Annotated in this window: 16 protein-coding genes; 3 read left to right on the top strand and 13 right to left on the bottom strand. The window is 38.6% G+C overall.

What is annotated here, in order from left to right:
• Positions 1-170 precede the first annotated feature (170 nt).
• Positions 171-2,561 (top strand): hybrid sensor histidine kinase/response regulator, encoded by a 2,391-nt coding sequence (locus BM073_RS10800; protein ID WP_091654035.1) that lies wholly within the window; start codon positions 171-173, stop codon positions 2,559-2,561.
• Here the strand turns inward: BM073_RS10800 and trmB are convergent.
• The 9 genes from trmB to holA are packed head-to-tail and all read right to left on the bottom strand — an operon-like array spanning position 2,558 to position 13,219.
• Positions 2,558-3,220 carry a tRNA (guanosine(46)-N7)-methyltransferase TrmB gene (trmB, locus tag BM073_RS10805; protein WP_091654037.1) on the bottom strand — a complete coding sequence of 221 codons (663 nt, stop codon included), beginning with the start codon at positions 3,218-3,220 and terminating at the stop codon, positions 2,558-2,560. The genes BM073_RS10800 and trmB overlap by 4 nt on opposite strands.
• Positions 3,221-3,222: 2 nt before the next feature.
• Complete coding sequence (locus tag BM073_RS10810) at positions 3,223-4,509, bottom strand: bifunctional folylpolyglutamate synthase/dihydrofolate synthase (RefSeq protein WP_091654039.1); 1,287 nt, start codon at positions 4,507-4,509, stop codon at positions 3,223-3,225.
• 2 nt (positions 4,510-4,511) lie between these two features.
• The gene (locus BM073_RS10815; RefSeq protein ID WP_091654041.1) at positions 4,512-5,468 is read right to left on the bottom strand and encodes an energy transducer TonB; all 957 of its coding nucleotides are present in this window, start codon (positions 5,466-5,468) and stop codon (positions 4,512-4,514) included.
• 1 nt (position 5,469) lies between these two features.
• Positions 5,470-5,859 carry an ExbD/TolR family protein gene (locus BM073_RS10820; RefSeq protein ID WP_091654043.1) on the bottom strand — a complete coding sequence of 130 codons (390 nt, stop codon included), beginning with the start codon at positions 5,857-5,859 and terminating at the stop codon, positions 5,470-5,472.
• A 1-nt stretch (position 5,860) separates the two neighbouring features.
• Positions 5,861-6,550 carry a MotA/TolQ/ExbB proton channel family protein gene (locus BM073_RS10825; protein WP_091654044.1) on the bottom strand — a complete coding sequence of 230 codons (690 nt, stop codon included), beginning with the start codon at positions 6,548-6,550 and terminating at the stop codon, positions 5,861-5,863.
• A 1-nt stretch (position 6,551) separates the two neighbouring features.
• Positions 6,552-7,436: an SPOR domain-containing protein gene (locus BM073_RS10830; protein ID WP_139217485.1), complete on the bottom strand. Its 885-nt coding sequence runs from the start codon at positions 7,434-7,436 to the stop codon at positions 6,552-6,554.
• 56 nt (positions 7,437-7,492) lie between these two features.
• On the bottom strand, positions 7,493-9,190 hold the full coding sequence (locus tag BM073_RS10835; protein ID WP_091654048.1) for a TonB-dependent receptor: 1,698 nt from the start codon (positions 9,188-9,190) through the stop codon (positions 7,493-7,495).
• Positions 9,191-9,192: 2 nt separating this feature from the next.
• Positions 9,193-12,180 carry a tetratricopeptide repeat protein gene (locus BM073_RS10840; protein ID WP_091654049.1) on the bottom strand — a complete coding sequence of 996 codons (2,988 nt, stop codon included), beginning with the start codon at positions 12,178-12,180 and terminating at the stop codon, positions 9,193-9,195.
• A gap of 16 nt (positions 12,181-12,196) precedes the next feature.
• The gene (holA, locus tag BM073_RS10845; protein WP_091654051.1) at positions 12,197-13,219 is read right to left on the bottom strand and encodes a DNA polymerase III subunit delta; all 1,023 of its coding nucleotides are present in this window, start codon (positions 13,217-13,219) and stop codon (positions 12,197-12,199) included.
• A 120-nt stretch (positions 13,220-13,339) separates the two neighbouring features.
• Here holA and BM073_RS10850 point away from each other — a divergent pair, with 120 nt between their 5' ends.
• Positions 13,340-14,029 (top strand): tetratricopeptide repeat protein, encoded by a 690-nt coding sequence (locus BM073_RS10850; protein ID WP_091654052.1) that lies wholly within the window; start codon positions 13,340-13,342, stop codon positions 14,027-14,029.
• Position 14,030: 1 nt separating this feature from the next.
• Here BM073_RS10850 and BM073_RS10855 read toward each other — a convergent pair whose 3' ends face one another.
• The gene (locus tag BM073_RS10855) at positions 14,031-14,873 is read right to left on the bottom strand and encodes a universal stress protein (protein WP_091654054.1); all 843 of its coding nucleotides are present in this window, start codon (positions 14,871-14,873) and stop codon (positions 14,031-14,033) included.
• A gap of 9 nt (positions 14,874-14,882) precedes the next feature.
• Positions 14,883-15,803 (bottom strand): 2-hydroxyacid dehydrogenase, encoded by a 921-nt coding sequence (locus BM073_RS10860; RefSeq protein ID WP_091654055.1) that lies wholly within the window; start codon positions 15,801-15,803, stop codon positions 14,883-14,885.
• A gap of 237 nt (positions 15,804-16,040) precedes the next feature.
• Between BM073_RS10860 and BM073_RS10865 the strand changes: the two genes are divergently transcribed.
• Positions 16,041-16,889: a DUF2911 domain-containing protein gene (locus BM073_RS10865; RefSeq protein WP_091654057.1), complete on the top strand. Its 849-nt coding sequence runs from the start codon at positions 16,041-16,043 to the stop codon at positions 16,887-16,889.
• A 181-nt stretch (positions 16,890-17,070) separates the two neighbouring features.
• Here the strand turns inward: BM073_RS10865 and BM073_RS10870 are convergent, their stop codons facing one another.
• On the bottom strand, positions 17,071-18,771 hold the full coding sequence (locus tag BM073_RS10870; RefSeq protein WP_091654059.1) for a sodium:solute symporter family protein: 1,701 nt from the start codon (positions 18,769-18,771) through the stop codon (positions 17,071-17,073).
• Positions 18,772-18,873: 102 nt separating this feature from the next.
• Complete coding sequence (locus BM073_RS10875; protein ID WP_091654061.1) at positions 18,874-21,339, bottom strand: PIG-L family deacetylase; 2,466 nt, start codon at positions 21,337-21,339, stop codon at positions 18,874-18,876.
• Positions 21,340-21,370 lie beyond the last annotated feature (31 nt).

Here is a 21,370-nt window from a genome sequence, read left to right on the forward strand (position 1 = left end):
GGTTTGGATGGATGTAATCTATTTAAAATGTATTACTAACTAGTAGTACTGCTTATAATTTAAATAGATTATTAAGGATTGCATTTTTATTAATTTCAAATTCAATAATCTGAATTCGAAAGGAATCTCGTATATCTGTCGTAATCTTGACACCCTAATTTTAGATTCCTATGAAAAATAAAATAGTTAAGATCATCATTCTAGGTCTTATCCTATTTTTGCCGCGATTGACATCTGCTCAAGTAAAGGTTTCACAAATTTCAGAATATCCATTTTCTGTATTCCGTGACTCTAAACTTTTCGATGCAGAGGACTCTATATATAGCATACAAAGTATACTCTCTAATGAAGAGATTTTACCATTTAATGATATACCAAATAGAAATTCAAATCTTGGTTTTACCACTTTTAATTATTGGGTCAAATTCAGTTTGACAAATGATAGCGAAGAGGATAAAGTATTTTTCTTTGAAACTGGAAGACCCATCACGGATTCAGTAGTATTATATCAAGTTCAAGAAGGGCTAATCAATCAAAAACTGACAAATGGAGATTTAGTCAGATGGGAAGATCGGGCATTTGATCATAGAAAGACAATTTTTCCGCTCAAACTTGAAGCCGGGAAAAGTGCTGATTTTTTCATCAACTATCAAAGTGATGGAGAAGTAATCAATCTCCCCTTAGAATTAAACTCCCCGAGTTCATTGATTAACAGTTCCTATTTCGATCAGTTGATCTATGGTATTTTCTATGGCATCTTATTATTAACAGGAATTACCTATCTATTTTTCTATTTTGGGATCAAGGAGAAAAGTTTTTTGCTCTATATCACTTATGTATTCTCTGTAGCATTATTACACTTAGGCTTAGATGGTTACTTATATCAATATATTTTCCAAGAGCCTGGTTTTATAGCTGATAAAAGTATACTAATTGCTGCTGTATTTTCCACTTTAGCTTTTGGAAGATATACTCAGGTTTATATTCGAATTGAGGAAATCAGCAAAGGCTTAAATAAAGTTTTTACCGGTTTAATTATAGGTATTATCGCATTACTTGGCTGTGTGATTTTCATCGATGCAGGAAGACCGATTTATTACCCTGCTGCAAATGGTTTAGCTTTAATCCTTTTGCTCTTAGTCATTACTTCAATCGTAGTGGGCTACATTAAAGGAAAAAAGATAGATGCATTTTTCACCATCGGTATATTCTTCCTTACCCTAGGCTTTGTTCTTTTTATACTGAATAATTTCAGTGTAATACCAAACACCTTTATCACAGAAAATGCTTCTAAAATCGGAACTGGACTTGAAATCATTTTCTTGTCACTCTCCATGGCAAACCGAATCAGTCTACTGAGATCAGAAAAAGAAAAAGCTCAAGAAGAGGCCTTGCAGCAATCAGAGGAGAGCAACCAAATAAAATCTTACTTCCTTTCTAATATGAGTCATGAATTGAGAACTCCTCTCAATGCGATTTTAGGGCTATCAGAATCCATAATGCGGGATTTGCCAGATGAAAAAGTCAAGGAGAATCTGGAAGTCATCAAATACTCATCTCTCTCCCTACTCTCATCCATTGACGATATCCTGGATTATTCGAAAATTGAAAAGAATGAACTCAATTTAGAAAGCAGACCATTCAGTGTTCATAAGGTCATTCATGAATTAAAAGCCATCACTTACCAGCAAGCTAGGGATAAAGGCCTTCAGTTTGCTTATGAAGAAAAAGCAATATTGCCTGAACGCGCAATTGGAGATGCTACTAGATTCCGTCAAATTCTTGGGAATGTTTTGAATAATGCTGTCAAGTTCACCAATGAAGGTTCGATAAAACTCGAAGTGCTTGATTATGAAGATAAAAAAGACAAACATCTACTAACATTTTCCATCAAAGACACAGGCGCAGGTATAAAAAAGGCGAAGCTTGACAGGATATATGAATCATTTATTCAGGAGCAAATTGATGATAAAAGAAAGTTTGGTGGCTTTGGTTTAGGGCTTTGCATTGTCAAAGCTTTGGTTGAGTTACACCATGGCAAGATTCAAATTCAAAGTGAAGTGAATAAAGGCACAGAGGTCATTATCAAATTAGAATTTGAAAAAGCAGCAAAAGAGACCAATGAGCTAATTTTAGCGGAAAAAAATAATTTACTTAAGGGAAAAAGAATATTAGTCGTTGAGGATAACCCTGTGAATCAGCTAGTCATCAAATCTATCCTCAAAAAGTGGGAAGGAATCAGTTATGATTTTGCGAATCATGGATTAGAAGCGCTGGATAAATTGCAGGCTCAACCATGTGATTTGATTTTGATGGATCTTCAAATGCCTGAAATGGATGGGTATGAAGCTACTCAGGCAATTCGAGCAGGTCAGGCAGGTTCACATCATCAAAATATCCCGATCATAGCAGTTACTGCGGATACTACAGAAAGAAGCAAAGCAAAAGCAATATCTGTAGGAATGGATGAATATCTCACCAAACCTGTAGATAGAGATTTGCTATTGGAAAAGGTATTAGGAACGCTTTACCTTGAGAAGGTCAAATTGAAGTTTGATTAATTCCTGAAATGGAATTTCAAATACTTGATCTTTTCACCCTTTTCGGAAAACATCTTTTCATATCGGGTTTGGATTCCAAAGTGATCATCCTTCCATTCACTTTGATAAAAATCATGAGTAAATCCTAGAATTTCTATGTCTTCTCTGGACTGAACCAACTCCAATGAATAATCAAAAAGGCCGGTATTATCCGTTTTAAAATGAATAATTCCGTCTCTTTTCACCAAGGACTTATACATATCCAAAAACTTGGGAGATGTTAATCGTCTCTTTTCATCTCCGTCCCTTGGAAATGGATCTGGGAAAGTGATCCATAATTCTGATATTTCTTCTTCTGAAAAAAACTGATCCAGTTGCTGAATCTGAGTCCTCAAAAAGGCCACATTCTCAATTCCTTCGGCTGTGGCAGTAGAACTACCTTTCCAAATTCTACTTCCCTTGATGTCGACCCCAATAAAGTTTTGATTAGGAAAAACTCTGGCTAAACCCACAGTAAACTCTCCACGGCCACAGGCTAATTCAACCACAAGAGGGTTAGGATTTTTAAACTGCTTTTCATTCCAATTGCCTTTGATTTCTTCAAAAATTGCTTTGCCAGCCTGGACTACATTCGGATTTAATTCGTTTTCCTTAAAACGAACCAGTTTTTTTCTACTCATTATTACAGCTCTTCGATTTCAGCGACCACAAAAGTACTGCCTCCTACAAATATCAAGTCATTTGGTCCTGCTTTTTTTCTGGCAAATTGAATTGCTTCATTTACATCAGCCATTATTTGGCCCTTAATCCCTATACTTTCTGCTTTTTCAGCCAACTCACTGGCCTTCATAGCACGGGGAATATTCGCTTCGCAAAAAATGAAATTTGCAGATTGAGGTAAGAGCCTGAGAATTTTGGTTACATCTTTATCCTGCACCATTCCTAGGATCATCCACAATTGCTCATAAGAATAAGTCTCAATCTGAGAAACAATCTCTTTCATACCAGGCTCATTATGCCCTGTATCACAGATTGTCAAAGGCTTTTCATACAAAGTTTGCCACCTTCCTTTCAAACCAGTACTGGCAACAACACTATCCAAACCTTCAATGATTGCCTGAGACTCTATATTCCAACCCTTCAATTTCAGTTGATATACAGTCTCAATAATTCCAGGCAAATTCCATTTTTGATAATTCCCTAATAGCTCAAATTTAAATGTAAAGGTTGCTTTGTCGGAACTAGCCTGATAAATCGCTTTCCCCGCCTCTTCTCCATTCTTTTCTATCTTCCAGATTTGATCGGCAAAATAAATAGGTGCTTTCGCCTGCGATGCTTTTTCTTTAAATACCAATGTAGTCTCGTCTTGGGTTTGACTAATAACTACTGGTATTTGAGACTTGATGATACCCGCTTTTTCTCCTGCAATTTGGGGCAAAGTATCTCCCAAAAATTGCATATGATCCCAACCTATATTGGTGATGAGAGAAACCTCAGGAGAAATTACATTGGTACTATCCAGGCGTCCGCCCATACCTACTTCAATTACTGCTATATCTACCTGCTGCTTGGCAAAGTACCAAAAAGCCATACCTACAGTCATTTCAAAAAAACTGGGCCTTAAATCCTCTAAAAAAGCTTTATTCTGTTCAACAAAATCAATCACAGAGATTTCCGGAATTTCTTCTCCGTCGATCTTTATTCGTTCAGTAAAGGACTTTAAATGCGGTGAGGTATACAATCCGGTTTTATAACCAGCCTTTTGTAAAATAGCAGCAATGGAATGCGAAGAACTTCCCTTCCCATTCGTTCCAGCTATATGGATTGATTTGAATTGATGCTGAGGATTGCCTAAGTGCTCACAAAGGGCAATCGTATTACTTAGGTCTTTTTTGAAAGCAGCAGCACCCACCCTTTGAAACATAGGAAGTGCCTGATACAGGTAATCCAGCGTTTCCTGATAGGTCATGATTAATCTACCTTGATAATGAAAGTGATTTTGCCAGTGGAGAAATCGGCAACAGCTCCTCCCTGTTTTTTGAAGGAAATCTGATTGACTACCTGTCTGTAATAAGCCAATACATCATTGGAAACATTATACTCCAATGGTACTGCTTGAACCACACGACCTGAGTCATCCACTGTGATTTTAAAAACTATCCTGCCGTTTCTTGTACTTACCCGGTCATTGATATTAGGCCTTGAAGCAAAATCCCATCCAGCAAGATCCAAGCTGTAGCCTGCACCGGAATTAGTACCTTGTCCGGAACCTTGGCCCATAATAGCTCTTCCGTCTACAGTACCTTTAGGATCTCCTTCGTCACCCTTTTCATTTGAGCTTCCCTGTGCACCTCCAGAGGCAGGAGTTGTTCCCTTCCCTTTTGTGCCTCCCGCACCGAAGATCGCTCTCTGATCAATTTTTGGTTGTTCAGGCGCTTTCTGAACAGTTTCTTCTGCCTTAGATTCTGCAGGCGTAGTTACAGTCTTGGCAGGCTCTGTTTTGGTAGGCTCTGGTTTTTTGGTAGTCTCCACGGCCTTTTTCTCACCCTTAATAGGCGAAGGCTTAGTGGTTACTGCTTCATTTGCAGCCGGTTTGGATGTGGCTTTAGGTTTTGCTGTTTCAGTTTTAGGACTTGGAGCGGGTGTAGCCGGCTGAGTTACTTGTGGCGCAATTTCTCCAGGAGCAGCGGCCTCAGTAACCGGAGTTACGGTTTCGGAAGGGGCATTTGCTGAATTTCTATCGCCCGAACCTGTAGGAGTAAACCCTAGGTTTAACTCCAATCCAAAAGTAGGCAAAGGTGGAATAGGTTGCTTCCAAACTACTATAAAGTAAAAAGCAATCAACAATAGGATGTTGATCAAAAGGGTGATCAAACCAGATCTCCTTTTGTTTTGATTTTCTACTTTATCTGCATCCCAAAATTCCATGTTAATAAGGTTTTGTAGCGATAGAAACATTGGCTTCCAAACCAGCAGCTATACCGCCAATTTCTACCAAATACTCCACAGGTACTTCTTTATCGATATGTAATACGACTTGTCCTTTTTTATTAGCCAATAAATTGGTCAATTCTGCCTTAATCTGATCTCGTGCTACTACTCTATCATTTACGGCATAACGCAGGTCTTTGGTTACCGATACTGTGACCTCTTGAAGAGCAATATCAGATGTTTCACTGGAAGGTAGATTTACCGGAAGACCTGATGGCGTAATGAATGATGAGGTCAACATAAAGAATATCAACAACAGAAAGATAATATCTGTCATAGATGACATGCTGAAAGCAGTTTCTACTTTATTTTTTGACTGGAGTCCCATCTTATTTCTCTTGAAGTAATTCGATAAACTCTATGGAAGAATATTCCATGCTGTGTACCAACTTAGAAACCTGAGTTACCAGGTAGTTGTATCCTAAATAAGCCAAAATACCTACAACCAGTCCTGCTGCTGTAGTAATCATAGCCTCATATATCCCTTCGGAAAGCAATTTAGGAGAAACCATCCCCTCCTCTTGGGCAATTGCTATAAATGCCTGAATCATACCTGCCACTGTACCCAAGAAACCTATCATAGGAGCAGCACCTGAAACAGTTGCCAATAGATTGAGATTTTTCTCAAGCTTGTAGATTTCGATTTTACCTACATTCTCAATAGAAACTTCAATGTTTTTCAATGGAGAACCGATTCGCTCAATTCCTTTAGCGATCATGTTAGCAACTGGCGTTTTTTCACCAGCACAAAGAATTTTTGCTTTTTCTATCTGCCCGCTGGAAACCAAAACTTTCACTTGATCCAATAAATGGGAAGATGTTGCAGTAGCTTTCTTCAAGGTCATTAGCCTTTCAATAAAAATGAAAATTGCTAAGATGAAGAGTAAATAAAGCGGAATCATCATGTAACCACCTTTAATCAGGAGGTCAAGTAATCCGATGTTTTGTCCAGCTGCATCCATTCCAAGACTGTCAGCTGCAGAAAATGAATCTGTTGAGAGGGTTTGAAGAAGAATCATATTAATATTTCAAAATCCATAATGCTTCGGTGTAGTTTTCTTTGATTTTATCCAACTCAGCACTCGCTTGACTAAAGGAATTAAATTTCCCTATGGCCAAACGATAATTAGAGACTTCATCATAAGGAGCAATTAAATAAAGCTCCTTCGTGCGATCTCTGTACTGGTCAGACTCCTGAATTGCTAGTCGCTCGTTTGGCAAACTACCCACTACGATAAAATATCGGGGTCTTGCCTCTCTCGCTTCAATTCGAATCAAAGAACTCTCCTCTTTACGATCAATAGTTGTACCAGTTTCAGTACTTTCTTGAGGTGATGAGGAAAGAGCATTAGAATTTGAGATAGAGTCCTGATTTTCAGTTACTTGATTTTCTTCTTTTGATGTATTATTTATTTCTTCGGTAGTATTCGCAAGACTCTCTGTTGGGGTCATGGAACTCTGAGATGCTTGTTCTGTAGGAGAGTCTGCTTTCTCCTCTTTCATCAACTGCCAAACAATGGTTGAAACCAATAGCAAGCCAATGATGGCAGCATATACAACCCAGGAATTAGATTTCTTTGGAGTCGGTTTCGGGCTTTCTGGCTCTGGCTTTTTGGCCTTGATTTTAGGCTCAGCTGGTTTTTCAGCTTCTACCTTATCACTAGCCTTCGCTTTTTCTTTTACCGGCAAGACTTGTTCGGGCTTTTCTGTAGCTACTTTGGCCTTCTCCTTTTCTTCAGGCTTGGCTACAGGGACCACCTGTTCCACTTCTTTCTCTTTGGATTCAGAATCTGAATTTTTGGTAGCCTCACTCTTCGCATTATGCAAGGGTTTAACTTCCACATAAGGAAGTCCATAATCTTTCGGATCAGACCACATACGTTGTTCAGAGTTCTTATCTGCCATTTTATAAAAAGGTAGCTACGAAACTAAGTTATTTGCCCGGAAAGGCAAACCAATTTTTAGAATTTCAGCCAAGCTCCACCAATTAATTGCACTCCCCTCACTGGATAGTTTAACCACCGGGTGTTTTGAGCATTTAATAGATTGTTGCCTTCGGCAAATACACCGATTTTTTCTGTGATTTTAAAATCTGCTTTTAACTGGAGGTCTGCAATTGTCTTTAGCTTGACCACTGGATAAGGAATCATCGCTGCAGCGTCTGAAGGAGACAAATATCCTCTCCCCTTCAAACCACCCATTACATTGACATTAGCCTGAATTAGCAATTGCTTAAATGGAGTAACTTGGTTGTTGATTCCCAATTGCCAGGTTGGTCTGTGCCAAGCTTCTTGCTGTTGATTGAGATCGTATTGGAAAATATCCAACCTCGAATTGAGGCTGTAAATGGAAGATAATTTGAGACCTAATTCAGCATTGATATTAAATACACTGACTTTATCATCGTAAACTATTTCAAATCGAGAGGTATCAGCGCCTGAATTCACGAAGAAATGATATTGATTAAATCGGCTGATATCTATGCCTGCCTTGTAATGAAAATTCCCCTGGAATTGTCCTTCTATTCCCCCTGCTAATTTGTAATTATTAACCGTATTAAGGAGTTGCTCGGAAGGACCCAAAAATGGATTTTCCATTACAAAACTGTAGTAAGTATTTCGCTGAACATCTCCACTAAACTCCCCGAAAAACCCAAACTCTTCAGCAAACTGATAGCTGGCTTTTAAATTTGGAAAAATCCTAAAATCACTTGATTTCCCCGGAATTCTATCATTTTCAGAAATTATATTCAGTCCCGCAGAAAAATTGAACGCTTCGTATTGATAAGCTACCTGCGGCCTGATGGCGAAATACGTCCTATTTCCCTGGTATAATTCATCTTCTGTGTTTGTAAAGAAGTATTCAAAACCTAGATTACCTGTCCAGTCATCACTTGGTCGAAACTTACCTTTAGCATTCAAACCAAATTCATTTTCATTGACAAAATAACTGTCCTTGAAGTTTCTGAAATTGATTTTACCTTCATATGAAACCGGTCCGGTCTTTTCTATATCCCGAATACCCGCTTCAATTTTGATCGTGTTTAGGACATTTCCATCAAAGCCCGTAAACTCCAAATTGGGATTATTGTAAAAAGCACTATCCACTCCATAAAATGAATAGGAATCCTGTGCCCAACGAAGACCTCCAAATATCTCAACCTGGTCCATAAAATAACTGGCCGAGCCTCCTAAAGTAGAATGAGACTCCTTGGACTCTTCAGCCAAAACTGGACCCTTTCCAAAGCTTTGATGTCTCAAATCTATGGCGTAATTCCAATCATAAACCTCCGTAGCCATAAATCTGGCTTCCAACAAGGGACTCGCAAAATTACCATAACCCGCCTTCAGAAAGCCCGGGAATAAATCTATTCTCTCCTGTCTATAATTTTTCTGAACGGGCTCAGCCTCCAGTTTTACCGGAGGTAGATTTAATTCGTAGAAATTCACCTGGTAATTAAAATCACTCAGACCTTTGGGCTGAGGCAAAACAGGAAGTTTCTCGAAAATTCTAGGCTGAGTCGGCAAAGTCAGAACTCTGTCTTTACGGATGACAAACTCCTGATCCTGAACTTCTCCACGAGATTGAATCTGAGCTTTAACTTCAGCACCTGCACCAAATACCAGCGCTAAACAGAAAGGTATGCAAAGCTTTTTCATGATTATTTAAGGTTTTGAAGTTTAGCTTGAGCCATTGATTTAATCTCAGCATTCGGAGTGTTTTCTACAATAGATTCTAGCGTAGCTTTCGCTTGGAAGCTTTCTCCTGATTGAATATAATTTTCGGCAAGCAGAATAAACATCCTTCCATACCAGTAGTCAAAATCCACGAAAGGTCCTGACAGATCAAAAATGGCATTGTTAGATTGCTCAATTTGACCTTTTGCTCTGTAAGAATCAGCCAAAAGGAATAAGCCTTCTGCCCCTTGGACAGTTTTAAATCCATCTACTAGAATTGCCAAACTAATTTCGGCTGCATCTCTTCGACCTAATGCTAATTGCGATTTAGCTTTGAAGAGCAGGGCCTTAGGTTTTGCCTGAGGTAGGATCCCATCCAGTTTTTCCAGTCTTTCAGCAGTGCTTATCACTTGATTATGCTTTTGTGTTTGGAAATAAGCCAACACTAAGCCCTCCAAAGCTTCCGCTTCTTCTATTTTGGTTCTTGCATTTTGAGAGGAAGTCTCCAAATAAGGAATCGCCTGCTCATAATTTCCTTTGGAAAGTTCTATGCTACCAATTTTCTGAATAGCCTTCAATCTTTGTGGAGAAGCAGGCTCTTTTTCCAATGCTCTGAATGAAACCAATGCTTTTTCTTTATCTCCCAACTGCAAATAGGAATCTCCCAAGAAGTATAATGCGTCGGAACGCTGTGCAGACTGGGGATAGGATCTCAGATAGTTTTCAAAGGATCTGGTAGCCTGTGAATAGCTTTTTTCAAAATACAAGCTTTTAGCAGCTTCAAACTCCAAAGACTGCACTGATCCACCATCCGGATTGGACCTCTTGTAATTTTCTAAATAATCCGAAAACTCGCCGGATCTTCCTTGCAAAGCCAAGGTTTCCTGCAATCCTTTCAGGGCTGTTTCTGATGATTGCGAATTTGGATGCTGATCTAAAATTGCTCTATAGTCCCTGATCGTGTTATCATAATTTCTCATAGAGAAATTGGCTACGGCTCTACCCTCCAAGGCATAAGGAACAAAAGGACTGCTCGGTCTTTTGTTGATCAATTCAGTAAAAGCATTGGCAGCCTCGGAGTAACGTGTTTCCTCCATGAAAATCTGACCTCTTTGAAAAAGTGCATCTTCTAAATAGAGGGAATTCGGATAGTTTGAAATCAACCTTTCCAGATTAGCCAGTGCTGCATTATTATTAGATTGGAAATTTTGTACAACAGCTAATCTGAAATAGGCATAATCAATCCCTTCATTTCTTTCTGTAATTGCCAATTGAAATGTTTGCTCAGCTTCTCTGAATCGCTTTTGAACATAATAGCAATCGCCTAATCTCAGTAAAGCATCACCATAATTCTCCTTATCATTTCTATTTCTGAGTCTATCTGTGTAGGTCTTAAACTGTTGTTCGGCCTGAGCATATTTTTGGCTATTGAAATAGGCATAACCCAATCCATACAGACTCTTATTGATGTAGGAACTTGAAGTGGTACGACCCAAATTGATCGCTGTCTCATAGGATTTAATAGCAGCATTCAAATCACCGGAAGCAGCATAAATCTCCCCTTTCCAAAAATGTGACTCCAAAATCAAATCCTTGTCAATGGGATACTCCAAAGATTTGTTGAGATAAGCGATTGCTCCAGGAAAACGTTGGTCCCTGTAATAAACCATTGCCTGATAAAAGGCTACTTTTTGATAGGCTTCTCTTATTCTTGGAGACTTATTGTTGATTTTGTCCATCTGCTCTATTGCACGCAGATAGTCATTGGTGTTAATTAAAGCTTCTGACAATAGTGTTTCAGCTTCACCTTTAAATTTGCCTCGAGGATATGTTTCCAAATACTCATCTAAGCCTGAAATTCCAGCCTGAAAGCTTCCTTTTTGCAAATTGACCTTGGCATAATTGAAAATAGCTTCCTCCTGAATGTTCTTGTTGAATGTGGAAGTTGAAGCAGCCTTGAAAGAAGTGCTGGCAAATTGGAAATTATCCAATTTGAGATAGGAATGTCCTAAATAATAACTTGAAGCTTGCCCCAATTCATCATTGGAAGAGGCAGAGACTTTTAAATAATCAGCTGCACGCTGATAATTTTTGATTTCAAATTGAGCGATCCCTCCTTTATATACCTGCTCACGAGTCAATTCCCCTTTTCTGGCATTGACGAAAGCATCATAATTTTCAGCTGCCTTGTTAAATTGTTTTTTTGCAAAATAAGCTTCCGCCAAATACAAGTGAATCATTTCTTTCCTTTCCAGATTAGAAACTGATGCTAATTTGGGTTCAGCGTAAGAAATCAATTCATCAAAATTTTTCTGCTCATAATACATGGCCGCCAATAGGTAAGGAACTTTATTGGCATAAAACTGAGACTTAGAAGCCGCTTGAAGATCTGCGATAGCTTTCTGAGAATTCCCGTTTTTCAGGGCGATATATCCTGAGTAATAAAAGGCATCAAAACTTACCGGTTGGTTTAAAGTCTTTGCTTGATCAAAAAAAGGAGCTGCCTTGGAGTATTCATTCAATTGGAAGTAAGCATAACCCTGCTTAAATAATACATCTGCCCTAGCTTCCGCATCTAATTTTTCGCTTTTGACTAAGCTATATCCTTCTAGAGCTTCCCTATAATTTCTTTTATAGAAAAAATGATCCCCCATGTATAAGCCCGCAGTAGCTACAGATGGATGATTTCCATTTTCCAGTATATAGGTTTTCATTAAGCCGGGTCCATTGGGAGCTTCCAACTGCAAAGCAGACATGGCTGCATGAAGTTGTCCACTTCTACTTTGTTCGGAACTTAATGGTAAGTTTTGGATTTGCAGATTATCCAAAAGAGCGGCAGAAAAAAGCTGCTTATCAAACAACTCGACTTGCTCATCGATAGATCGCTGGGGACTGGTTTGGTACAAACCGGATTGAGCTTGGACTTTCAAACACAGACCCAGGCTTGCTAGAAGCACCAGGTGGTATTTCATAAATGGAATAAGGGGTTCAGTGTAAAATCTTATACACAAGCTCGCGGAGGTTCTCTGATTCGCTCAAACTCCCGGAGTCAACTCCTTTAAAACGAAGATCAGCCTCTTTGATGTATTTGAACACCTCAATTACCTTGCCCAATTTATAGTTTCTGGCCGCGATCACGTATTCCTTTGCAACAAATGGAGGAACTCCGATTACACTGGCTACCTGAGAATCTGAGTATACCTTGGATTGATGAATCAGCGCTATCCTGGTAAAGTAATTGTAAATCAGGGAGAAAAGTGGAATTACCGGATGTGCTTTTGGATTCTGTGAAAAGTAGTGAATGATTTTGTTGGCTTTTCCCACATCCCGAAAACCAATCGCTTTGAGTAATTCAAAATTGTTGTAATCCTTATTGATGCCAATGTACTTGGAGATATGATCTACAGTTACCTGAGTGGGTCCCTGAAAATTGATTAACATTTTTCCAACCTCATTGGTCAATACCTCCAGGTTATTTCCAATTGAGTCTGCTAATAATTGACAAGCTTTGGGCTCGATGCTATGCCCCATATCTTTGAAATAAGCATCTATCCAAGCCGGAAGTTTATAATCCTGTACTTTATCAGATCTTACATAAACTGCTTTTTTATCTAAGTCTCTGTATAGCGCAGATCTACCATCCAATTTTTTATGCTTATGCGCCAAAACTAAAATGGTGCTGGGCAAAGGATTTTGAAGATATCCCTGCAATAGCTTTACTGAATCCTCTTTGCCTAGATCTGGTAAGCTCTGAAATTCCTTGACAATGACTACTTGCCTTTCAGCCATCATGGGAAACTTTCGGGCATTGTTGAGAATCAATCCCATATTGGAATCTTTTCCATAAAGCACAATTTGATTAAAGCTTTTCTCGTGCTCAGCAATGGCGTTTTTCTCAATAAAACTGGTAATCAAATCCACGTAAAAAGGCTCTTCTCCATCTAAAAAATAAATAGGAGCAAATTTCCCTCCTTGCAGATCTTTAAGAACATTAACTGGATTCTGTGGCATAGACTCAATTGATTCGGCTTTAAAGATAACAGGACAGTCCGAATGGGAACAAAAACCAAAGGAAGTTTATTTGGCAAAACTATTCAGGGCTTAATTTTGTATTAAATAAAACGATTGAATATGAATTTCGAAACAGGCATCAGTTTATATAAAGAAGGTAAGTTTCAGGAAGCGCTAGAGGTTTTTAACTTGCTGATAGAAAAGGATAACTCTTCCACAGAGTTGCTTTTATATAGAGGAAGAATACTATCCAGGCTAGGTCAAACAGAAAATGCCTTGGCTGATTTTGATAAAATCGTAGCCCTGGAACCATACAATACCAATTTCATTTCTGATAGAGCTGTAGTTCTACACCTGCTTAAAAGAAATGAAGAAGCCTTAACTGAATTTGACAAGGCAGCTAACTTAGATCCATCCAATCCATATAGATATAGCAGCAGGGCTTTTTTCAAAGATAGAATCGGTGATTTGAAGGGGGCTATTCAGGATTATGAAAAAGCAATTGAACTGGATCCTGAGGATGCTGTAGCTTACAACAATAAAGGATTGGTGGAAGAAAAACTCGGCTATCAATCACATTCAAAAAAGAGTTTTGAAAAAGCAGATGAATTGGTAGGATATAAACCAAACCAAGATCAAGAAGACGCACTTCCGAAGATTGGAACTGAAGAAAAGAAGCCTATTCAGCCCATTGCCAAAGAGGAAGAAAAGCTGACTTTATCCTACTTTTTCAAAACTTTAAAATCAGTAATTGTGGATGAAAAGGCTAGGAAAGAGTTTATCACTTTCCTGAAAAAACCTTTTCAATAAATCAAAAACCTTTGATTACCCAAAGTGGCTTATTGATGAAATAAGCCATTTTTTTTGAAAGACTCCTGGTAAATACCCGGTCGAAAAAATCCTTCTTTTCACTGAGAGTAATCAGCATATCCCCTTTGGACGTTTGAAGGTAATTTTCCAAACCCAAAGCCAAATCATCACGGAAGCTTTTCAGCACATAATTAACCTTATCATACTTGATAAAAGGTCTAAGTTCATCCGTCATAATTTGATGAAGAGATTTATCTGTTGCACGCTTACCTTGACTCGCATGAACCACATCCACCTCAGCATCATAGTATTTGGCAAGATCTATAATCTTTTGAACGGCCAGTTTATCTTCTTCCAAATAATTGGTGGCAAAAATCAATTTTTTGGGTCTCTTGAAAAATACTTTTCTAGGAACTACCAATACATCAATTTCTGATTGTTCTACTATTTTGCTGGCTCTGGAACCGATGATATTTTTCCTCAACTCATTCATCCCTTCGGTTCCCACTACAATGATATCAGCCTTTACTTCCTTTGCCAGAGATAAAGACTCTTCTACAATTTTCCCATCTACTATTTTCCATTCACAGGATTCCAATCCCTTTGGCAAACTCTCCCGCTCTATGGCTTTATGCAGACTTTTTAGTTTATCTTTTAAAAAATCCATTTGATAAACTGCGTTGATGTCCATTGGAGAAAGCTTGAGATAATCTTCCGTATTGGCCACATGAAACAAAATTAGCCTTGAATTATACTTTTCCCCTATCCTAGCAGCATATTCAATTGCATTTAGAGAGCACTCAGAAAAATCAGTCGGACAAAGTATAGTATGTGTTTTATTCATTGGTTCAGTTTAATATCCTTTTTCACGGTTTACGGTATTTAATAGTTCATGGTTATTCTTAACTCTACTAAAGTTTTCTAAAATTTGAGGAACGGCAGCTTTTGGGTTAGTAACACTAGCAATATGAGGAGTAATGGTGATTTTTTCTTGATCCCAAAACATATGATTTTTTGGTAAGGGCTCTTTTCTGTAAACGTCAAGCAAGGCACCTGAGATATATCCTTCGTCTATAGCCTTGATTAAATCTTCCTCTACCAAATGTTTTCCTCTAGCCACATTGATCAAATAAGTCCCTTTTGGACAGGATTTGAAAAAGTCCATATCAAGTATATTCTCTGTATCCTTGGTCAATGGCAACAAACAAACAACCACATTTACTTCCTGCAAAAATTCATTCAGTTGCTCTTTGGTATAATATGGGAACTTGAAATTCTCTTTGGCAGTAAAACCAAGTCCGGCGACTTCAAAGCCCATAAAATCTAACTTTTCCAAAACATCATAGCCTAAAGCCCCTACTCCCATGACACCAACTTTGACCGGGATCTCAGGATTACTCATATCCCAAACTTTACGCTTTTGATCTTTTTGATATCGAGTGATTTGTCTGTGATAGTTCAACACCCCCATCACCACATAATTAGTCATAGACCAAGTAAGCCTATCGTCTACGATGCGAACAATCGGAAGGTGAGCCGGAATACTGGGATCAGTTAATATATGATCTACGCCAGCTCCCATAGAACTAACTAGCTTCAGGTTCGGAAAATCAGATAAAATCCCTTTAGGATGCTGCCAAACAAGAACTGCTTCAACTTTCTCAGGTTCAGTAATTTCTGGATAAACCTGAATATCTAAATCTTCTTGGTAAGACTTTAATGCTTCAATCCATGGTTCTGGATTCTTCCCGGGACAAATGATTGCTAAATTCATAACGCAAAGTTCTAAATTCCTTTACTCCTTTCGAATAACTGCAAAGAATCATAGGCCCACTGATCAAAAAAGAAATTATTTTTGAGCTTGTTAGAATTTTAAGCCCTAATAGACAGTTATAGCTTGAAACAAAGGCAATAAAAAATTCATTCCAATATACCACAATGGTATTTAAAGGCACATAAATTGATAAGTCCTTGAAGCTTAACAAAACGCATTTAAACTAAATTTATATCAATGAGAAAGTCAATTATTCCGATTTTATTATTTACCCTATTATCCTTCAGTTTTGGGTTCGCACAGCAAATTCAAATGCCTCAGGCATCGCCTTCAGCCAAAATTTCTCAGAAAGTAGGTTTGACAGATGTCACTGTAGATTATTCCAGACCGAGCACCAAAGGAAGAAAGATTTTCGGAGAATTAGTTCCTTTTGGACAGGTTTGGAGAACTGGTGCCAATTCGGCAACTACTGTTGAATTTTCAACAGAAGTAAACATCCAAGGCAATAGCATTCCAAAAGGTAAATATGCTTTATACAGCATTCCAGGGAAAAATAAATGGACAGTAGTTCTATCCAAAAATACTCAGCTTTGGGGAGCAATTGGATATAGCCCAGAGGATGATATTCTTAGGTTTGATGTTACCCCCAATAAACTAAGCAGAAAGTACGAAACTTTTGAAATCAGCTTCAATAACATGACTGATAACGGAGCTGACCTCTCCATGAAATGGGAAAATACCAGAGTGGATTTTAGAATCACAACAGAGGTGGATCCTATTGTGATGGCGCAAATCAAGGAAAATGTAATCGATACTAAAACCAAAGATCCAAGCCTACTTTATGCTGCATCTAGCTATTACTTCACAAATAATAAAGATCTGGACCAAGCGTATGAGTGGATTTCTGAATCTGTGTCCTCAGATCCAAAATATTGGACCATGCACCTTAAAGCTAAAATTGAAGCGAAATTAGGTAAAAAAGAAGCGGCTAAAACATCTGCAAAAGAATCGATGAAGATGGCTGAAGAAGCTAAAAACCCTGACTATGTGGGACTCAATGAACGCTTGATCAAAAGTTTGGATTAATAATCTTCACGATAAGATTTCTTTGAGAGGCTGTCTCAAAAGCGCAAATTGTCAAACTGATCGTCCCGACAATTGAACGGGATCGATATGTAGGCCAAAAAGATAGAAATGGCCTTCGACTCCCTGTCAGCGACAGGCAGGCGCTCAGGCTGACACTAAAGCTATTTATGAGACAGCCTCTTTATTTTTTCAGAAACTGGATAATTGTACTGAACAGCATTACAGACAAACATCCTATGGCATTGTACCAGAGAAACCCTATTTCCCATTCAATTCCAAAAAGGCCTTCACCATTTCTGAAATGAATCAATAAAATCAAGGCTTGAGACATTAATGCTGAAATAAAAACAGCTTGCCCTTTCACCCACTTCATCAGAAATCCTACTAAGAATATCCCAAGGATTGTTCCATAAAACAAGGAACCCAACAAATTCACGGCTTGGATTAGATTTTCAAAAAGGGAAGCGTATATGGCGAATAAAATAGCTCCTGCCCCCCAAAATGCGGTGAAAAATTTAGAAGAAAAGACGTAATGATTGTCCGTTCCATCCTTTTTCATGGAACGCTTGTAGAGATCTATGGTAGTTGTAGATCCTAATGAGTTCAACTCTGAAGCACTGGATGACATAGCCGCTGAAAATATCACCGCAAAGAGTAATCCAATGATTCCTTTTGGTAAATGATCCATGACAAAGCGCATGAATACATAATCCGTATCCCTAGTTTCAGCAACAGGATCATTTTTGACAATTAACTCCTTTACATCATCCCTGATTTGATTTTGCTCTACCTTGAGTGTTTGAAGTTGTTGCTGCAACTCTCTTTCTTTGGCCTCATCTTCTTTTTCAATCGCTGCCAGCATTTCCATATAGCTGGATTTACTCGTCTCAAAATTTCGAGTGTAATTGTCTTTTAGAACCTGATATTCCTCAGAGTAAGGACTATCCTCCAACTTTTCTGTTTGAACCTGATTGAATATGACTGGAGGCTGATAGAATTGATAAAAAACGAAAACCATTACTCCGATGAAAAGGATAATGAATTGCATGGGAATCTTTAAAAATCCATTCATTATTAATCCCATTCGGCTTTGGGAGAGGGACTGACCGGATAAATATCTCTGAACCTGACTTTGATCTGCTCCGAAATAAGATAAAAACAAAAATACCGCTGCAGTCATTCCTGACCAGACATTATATCGATCAGATGGATCAAATTCAAAGGTGACGATATTCAGTTTTTCCATTTTCCCAGCCACATGCAGCGCCTCTGTTAATGAAACAGGTATCAGCTGTATCACTATAATTCCTGCCAAAATCATCCCTCCCATCATTACTGCCATTTGCTGCTTTTGCGTAATGGACACTGCCTTAGTTCCTCCTGAAACGGTGTAAATAATGACAACAACCCCAATGAAAATTACAGTCCAAGTTAAGTTCCAGCCTAATAAGGTAGATAGGATGATCGCCGGCGCATAAATGGTAATTCCTGCCGCTAGCCCTCTTTGCACAATAAATAATAAGGCTGCGAGTGTTCTGGTTTTTAAATCGAAACGATTTTCCAGAAACTCATAAGCAGTGTAGACTTTCAGTTTGTAATAAATAGGAATAAAAAATACTGAGATAATGATCATAGCCAATGGCAAGCCGAAATAGAATTGAATAAAACCCATTCCACTTTCATAAGCCTGCCCTGGTGTGCTGAGAAAAGTAATAGCAGAAGCCTGAGTCGCCATAATAGAAAGCCCTATGGTCCACCAGTTCATAGTATTGCCCCCTCTCAGGTAAGAATCTAGATTCTTTTTGCCTCTGGTCATGTAAATACCATAAGCAGCAATGGAACCTAAGGTTCCAAAGAGCACAATCCAATCAATTAAACTCATGAGAAGGATTTCATTAGCAAGAAAAATAGCACGATCAATCCGCCTAAACTAAGCATTAAGCCAATATACAGGTTTCTCCATTTGATATCTCGCTCTTCCAATTTATTGTTCGATCAGATTAATGAATAATTTAATAGCGCCGGGAACGGCTGCCGGTAATTCTCTAAAGAAGGAAAGCCCGGTGTACACATAGGTTCCCTTACCATACTTTGCATAAATCAATGAACCAGTTTTTGGGTCTTCCCCAGGATCATTCATCACCAAAGGTGTGCTGTACTCCTCTGAAAGCCTTCCAGCAAAATATAAGCCTCTTTCCTGAATCCAATCCTCAAAGTCACTTGCAGTGATTTTATTTGGCCCTTTTAGAAGTGGATGTTGATAATCTACCTGAACTGCTGCCCCTTCCACAGAAACTCTATCCCTTGTTATGGTAAAAGGATAAGGCCCCAATTGATTGGTAAGTAAAGGAGATGAAGTATTATACTGAACGATCAAGTTGCCTCCAGAACGCACATACCCCATTAAAGCTTGCTGATTGGAGGCCAAATCTAGATTTGTATTATAAGCTCTGATACCGACAATTATGGTTTTGAATTCAGCTAATTTTTCTACGGTGTAATCAGCAGGCCCAATCATTTTTACCTGATAACCTAAAGCTTCAAGCACCTGTGGCACATCGTCTCCCGCACCGGGAATATATCCCAAAACATCACCTGAAACTTTCCAGTCTTCCTGAATCAAGGCAACCTCTGCAGTAGTAAAGTAGGTCAAATTCGGAATGTGCTTGTATCGAATATGATGCGTGATTTGATCGAATACAGCTCCATCTGAGGTAATATATTGAGCTGTAATCACCTTTTTCCCCTTTCCATTCGGGAGAAAACCAACCTTGTAAATTCTCTGCTTCAAAACAGGATTATCAGTTACCTCTAATATCTGATATTGATTTGGCTCTAAACCTTTAAAATTCAGCTTTCCATCAGAAATTTGACCTCTAAAATTCACTGTAACTTCCAAAGTTGGGTTAGAAGTTGGCAACTGAAAAACTGCTTCTTTGGATAGGCTAAGATCTATTTTGGGAATTATGGTGAAGGGTTGCTTCACCTCTCCATCCACCTGATCATTGAATTTATGAAATAGCTGAACGGGGAAAGAAAATTGCTCTCCTCCTAAAGTAAAGTTCACATTTCCACCTATCTGAATATCATTGAAAGGCTTACCAATAAGGGTCTGATCCTTGACGGTATACATCGCGTCTCCTTCCTTGTAGTCTTTTAGCCAATAAGGTTGAGAAAAGGAAGCATTATCTGGAATCTTAAAATTCACATCGATTTCTACAGGCTGATTATTGGAGATTTGGTCTTTTTCGCCTTTTAAGATGGAATTGAAAACCTCAAACTCAAGATTTTCCACAGCACTTATGGAAGGATTATTAAAAATGAAAAAGCCCTGTACTTCTGAACCTGGAAAACCGGTTTCTTTATTTGTATTGAATTCGAAATCTATACCCAACACTTGCAAAATCAGGCGATCCAGTGCTTCTTTCTTTTCAAGAAACCAGGTGGCTTTGCTTTTTTGAGTAGCAAAAGCTCTCCTTAGGGCTAAAAGATTTTGAAGATTTGATTCAGGATTTATTAAGTCAAAATCTTTGATAGTCTTCTTCAAAAGATCTTGAACTTCTTTTGAGTTAGACAATTCGTTCCACCTTGATTTCACCCCATCAAAAGGCGTATCGATAAATTCCTCCCCCTTGGTAAATTGAATATGATCCAAAGCTTCTCCAATTCCAGCTGTGGAGCCGAAACCCTGAGATTTATGCATGGTCCTGCTATCAGCCGCTATTTGACTATAAGTTTGTCCCAAAAGAGGATTAAAATTTCCAGTAGGAAATGCGTGATATATTTGTCCCTCCTCTTCTACAAATTCTCCTCGGAAATTATAAGCATTCCAAAAAATCCGTTTCGGTTGCCAAACTTCCACATACTTCAGCTGATCAGGAAAGGCCTTGGGGTCCCCTGCTAAATCAAAGGCCTCCTCTGCTAAAATGGCAGATGTAGTATGATGCCCATGTGTTACCCCAGGAATGGTATTGAATCTTGTGATGATAATATCCGGGCGGAATTTGCGAATGACCCATACAACATCGGCTAGTATTTGCTCCTTTTCCCAGTTAGTCAGGGTTTCGTCTGGATTTTTACTATAGCCAAAGTCTTTGGCCCGGGTGAAAAATTGCCTTCCCCCGTCTGTTTCTCTGGCCTTGAGTAGTTCTTGAGTTCGAATTTGTCCCAACCCAATCCCCAACTCTGGTCCTATCAAATTCTGACCACCATCTCCACGCGTAAGGCTCAAATAAGCAACTTGAGCCATCTCCTCATTAGCTAAATAGGATATTAGCCGGGTGTTTTCATCGTCAGGGTGTGCTGCCACATAGAGTACTCTCTTGGTCTCTTCAATTTTTAAAAGCTCATGATAAAGCTCTGAAGAGGGAAGAGATTGAGATTGTAATTGGTAAGAAATAAGACTTGCCACAAAGGCAAGCAAGCAGTGTGTTAGTTTTGGGTTTAGCATAGGAAGTTTTCGCGAAAACTTTCACAAACTA

Source organism: Algoriphagus ornithinivorans, assembly GCF_900115305.1.
GTDB classification, from domain to species: Bacteria; Bacteroidota; Bacteroidia; order Cytophagales; family Cyclobacteriaceae; genus Algoriphagus; species Algoriphagus ornithinivorans.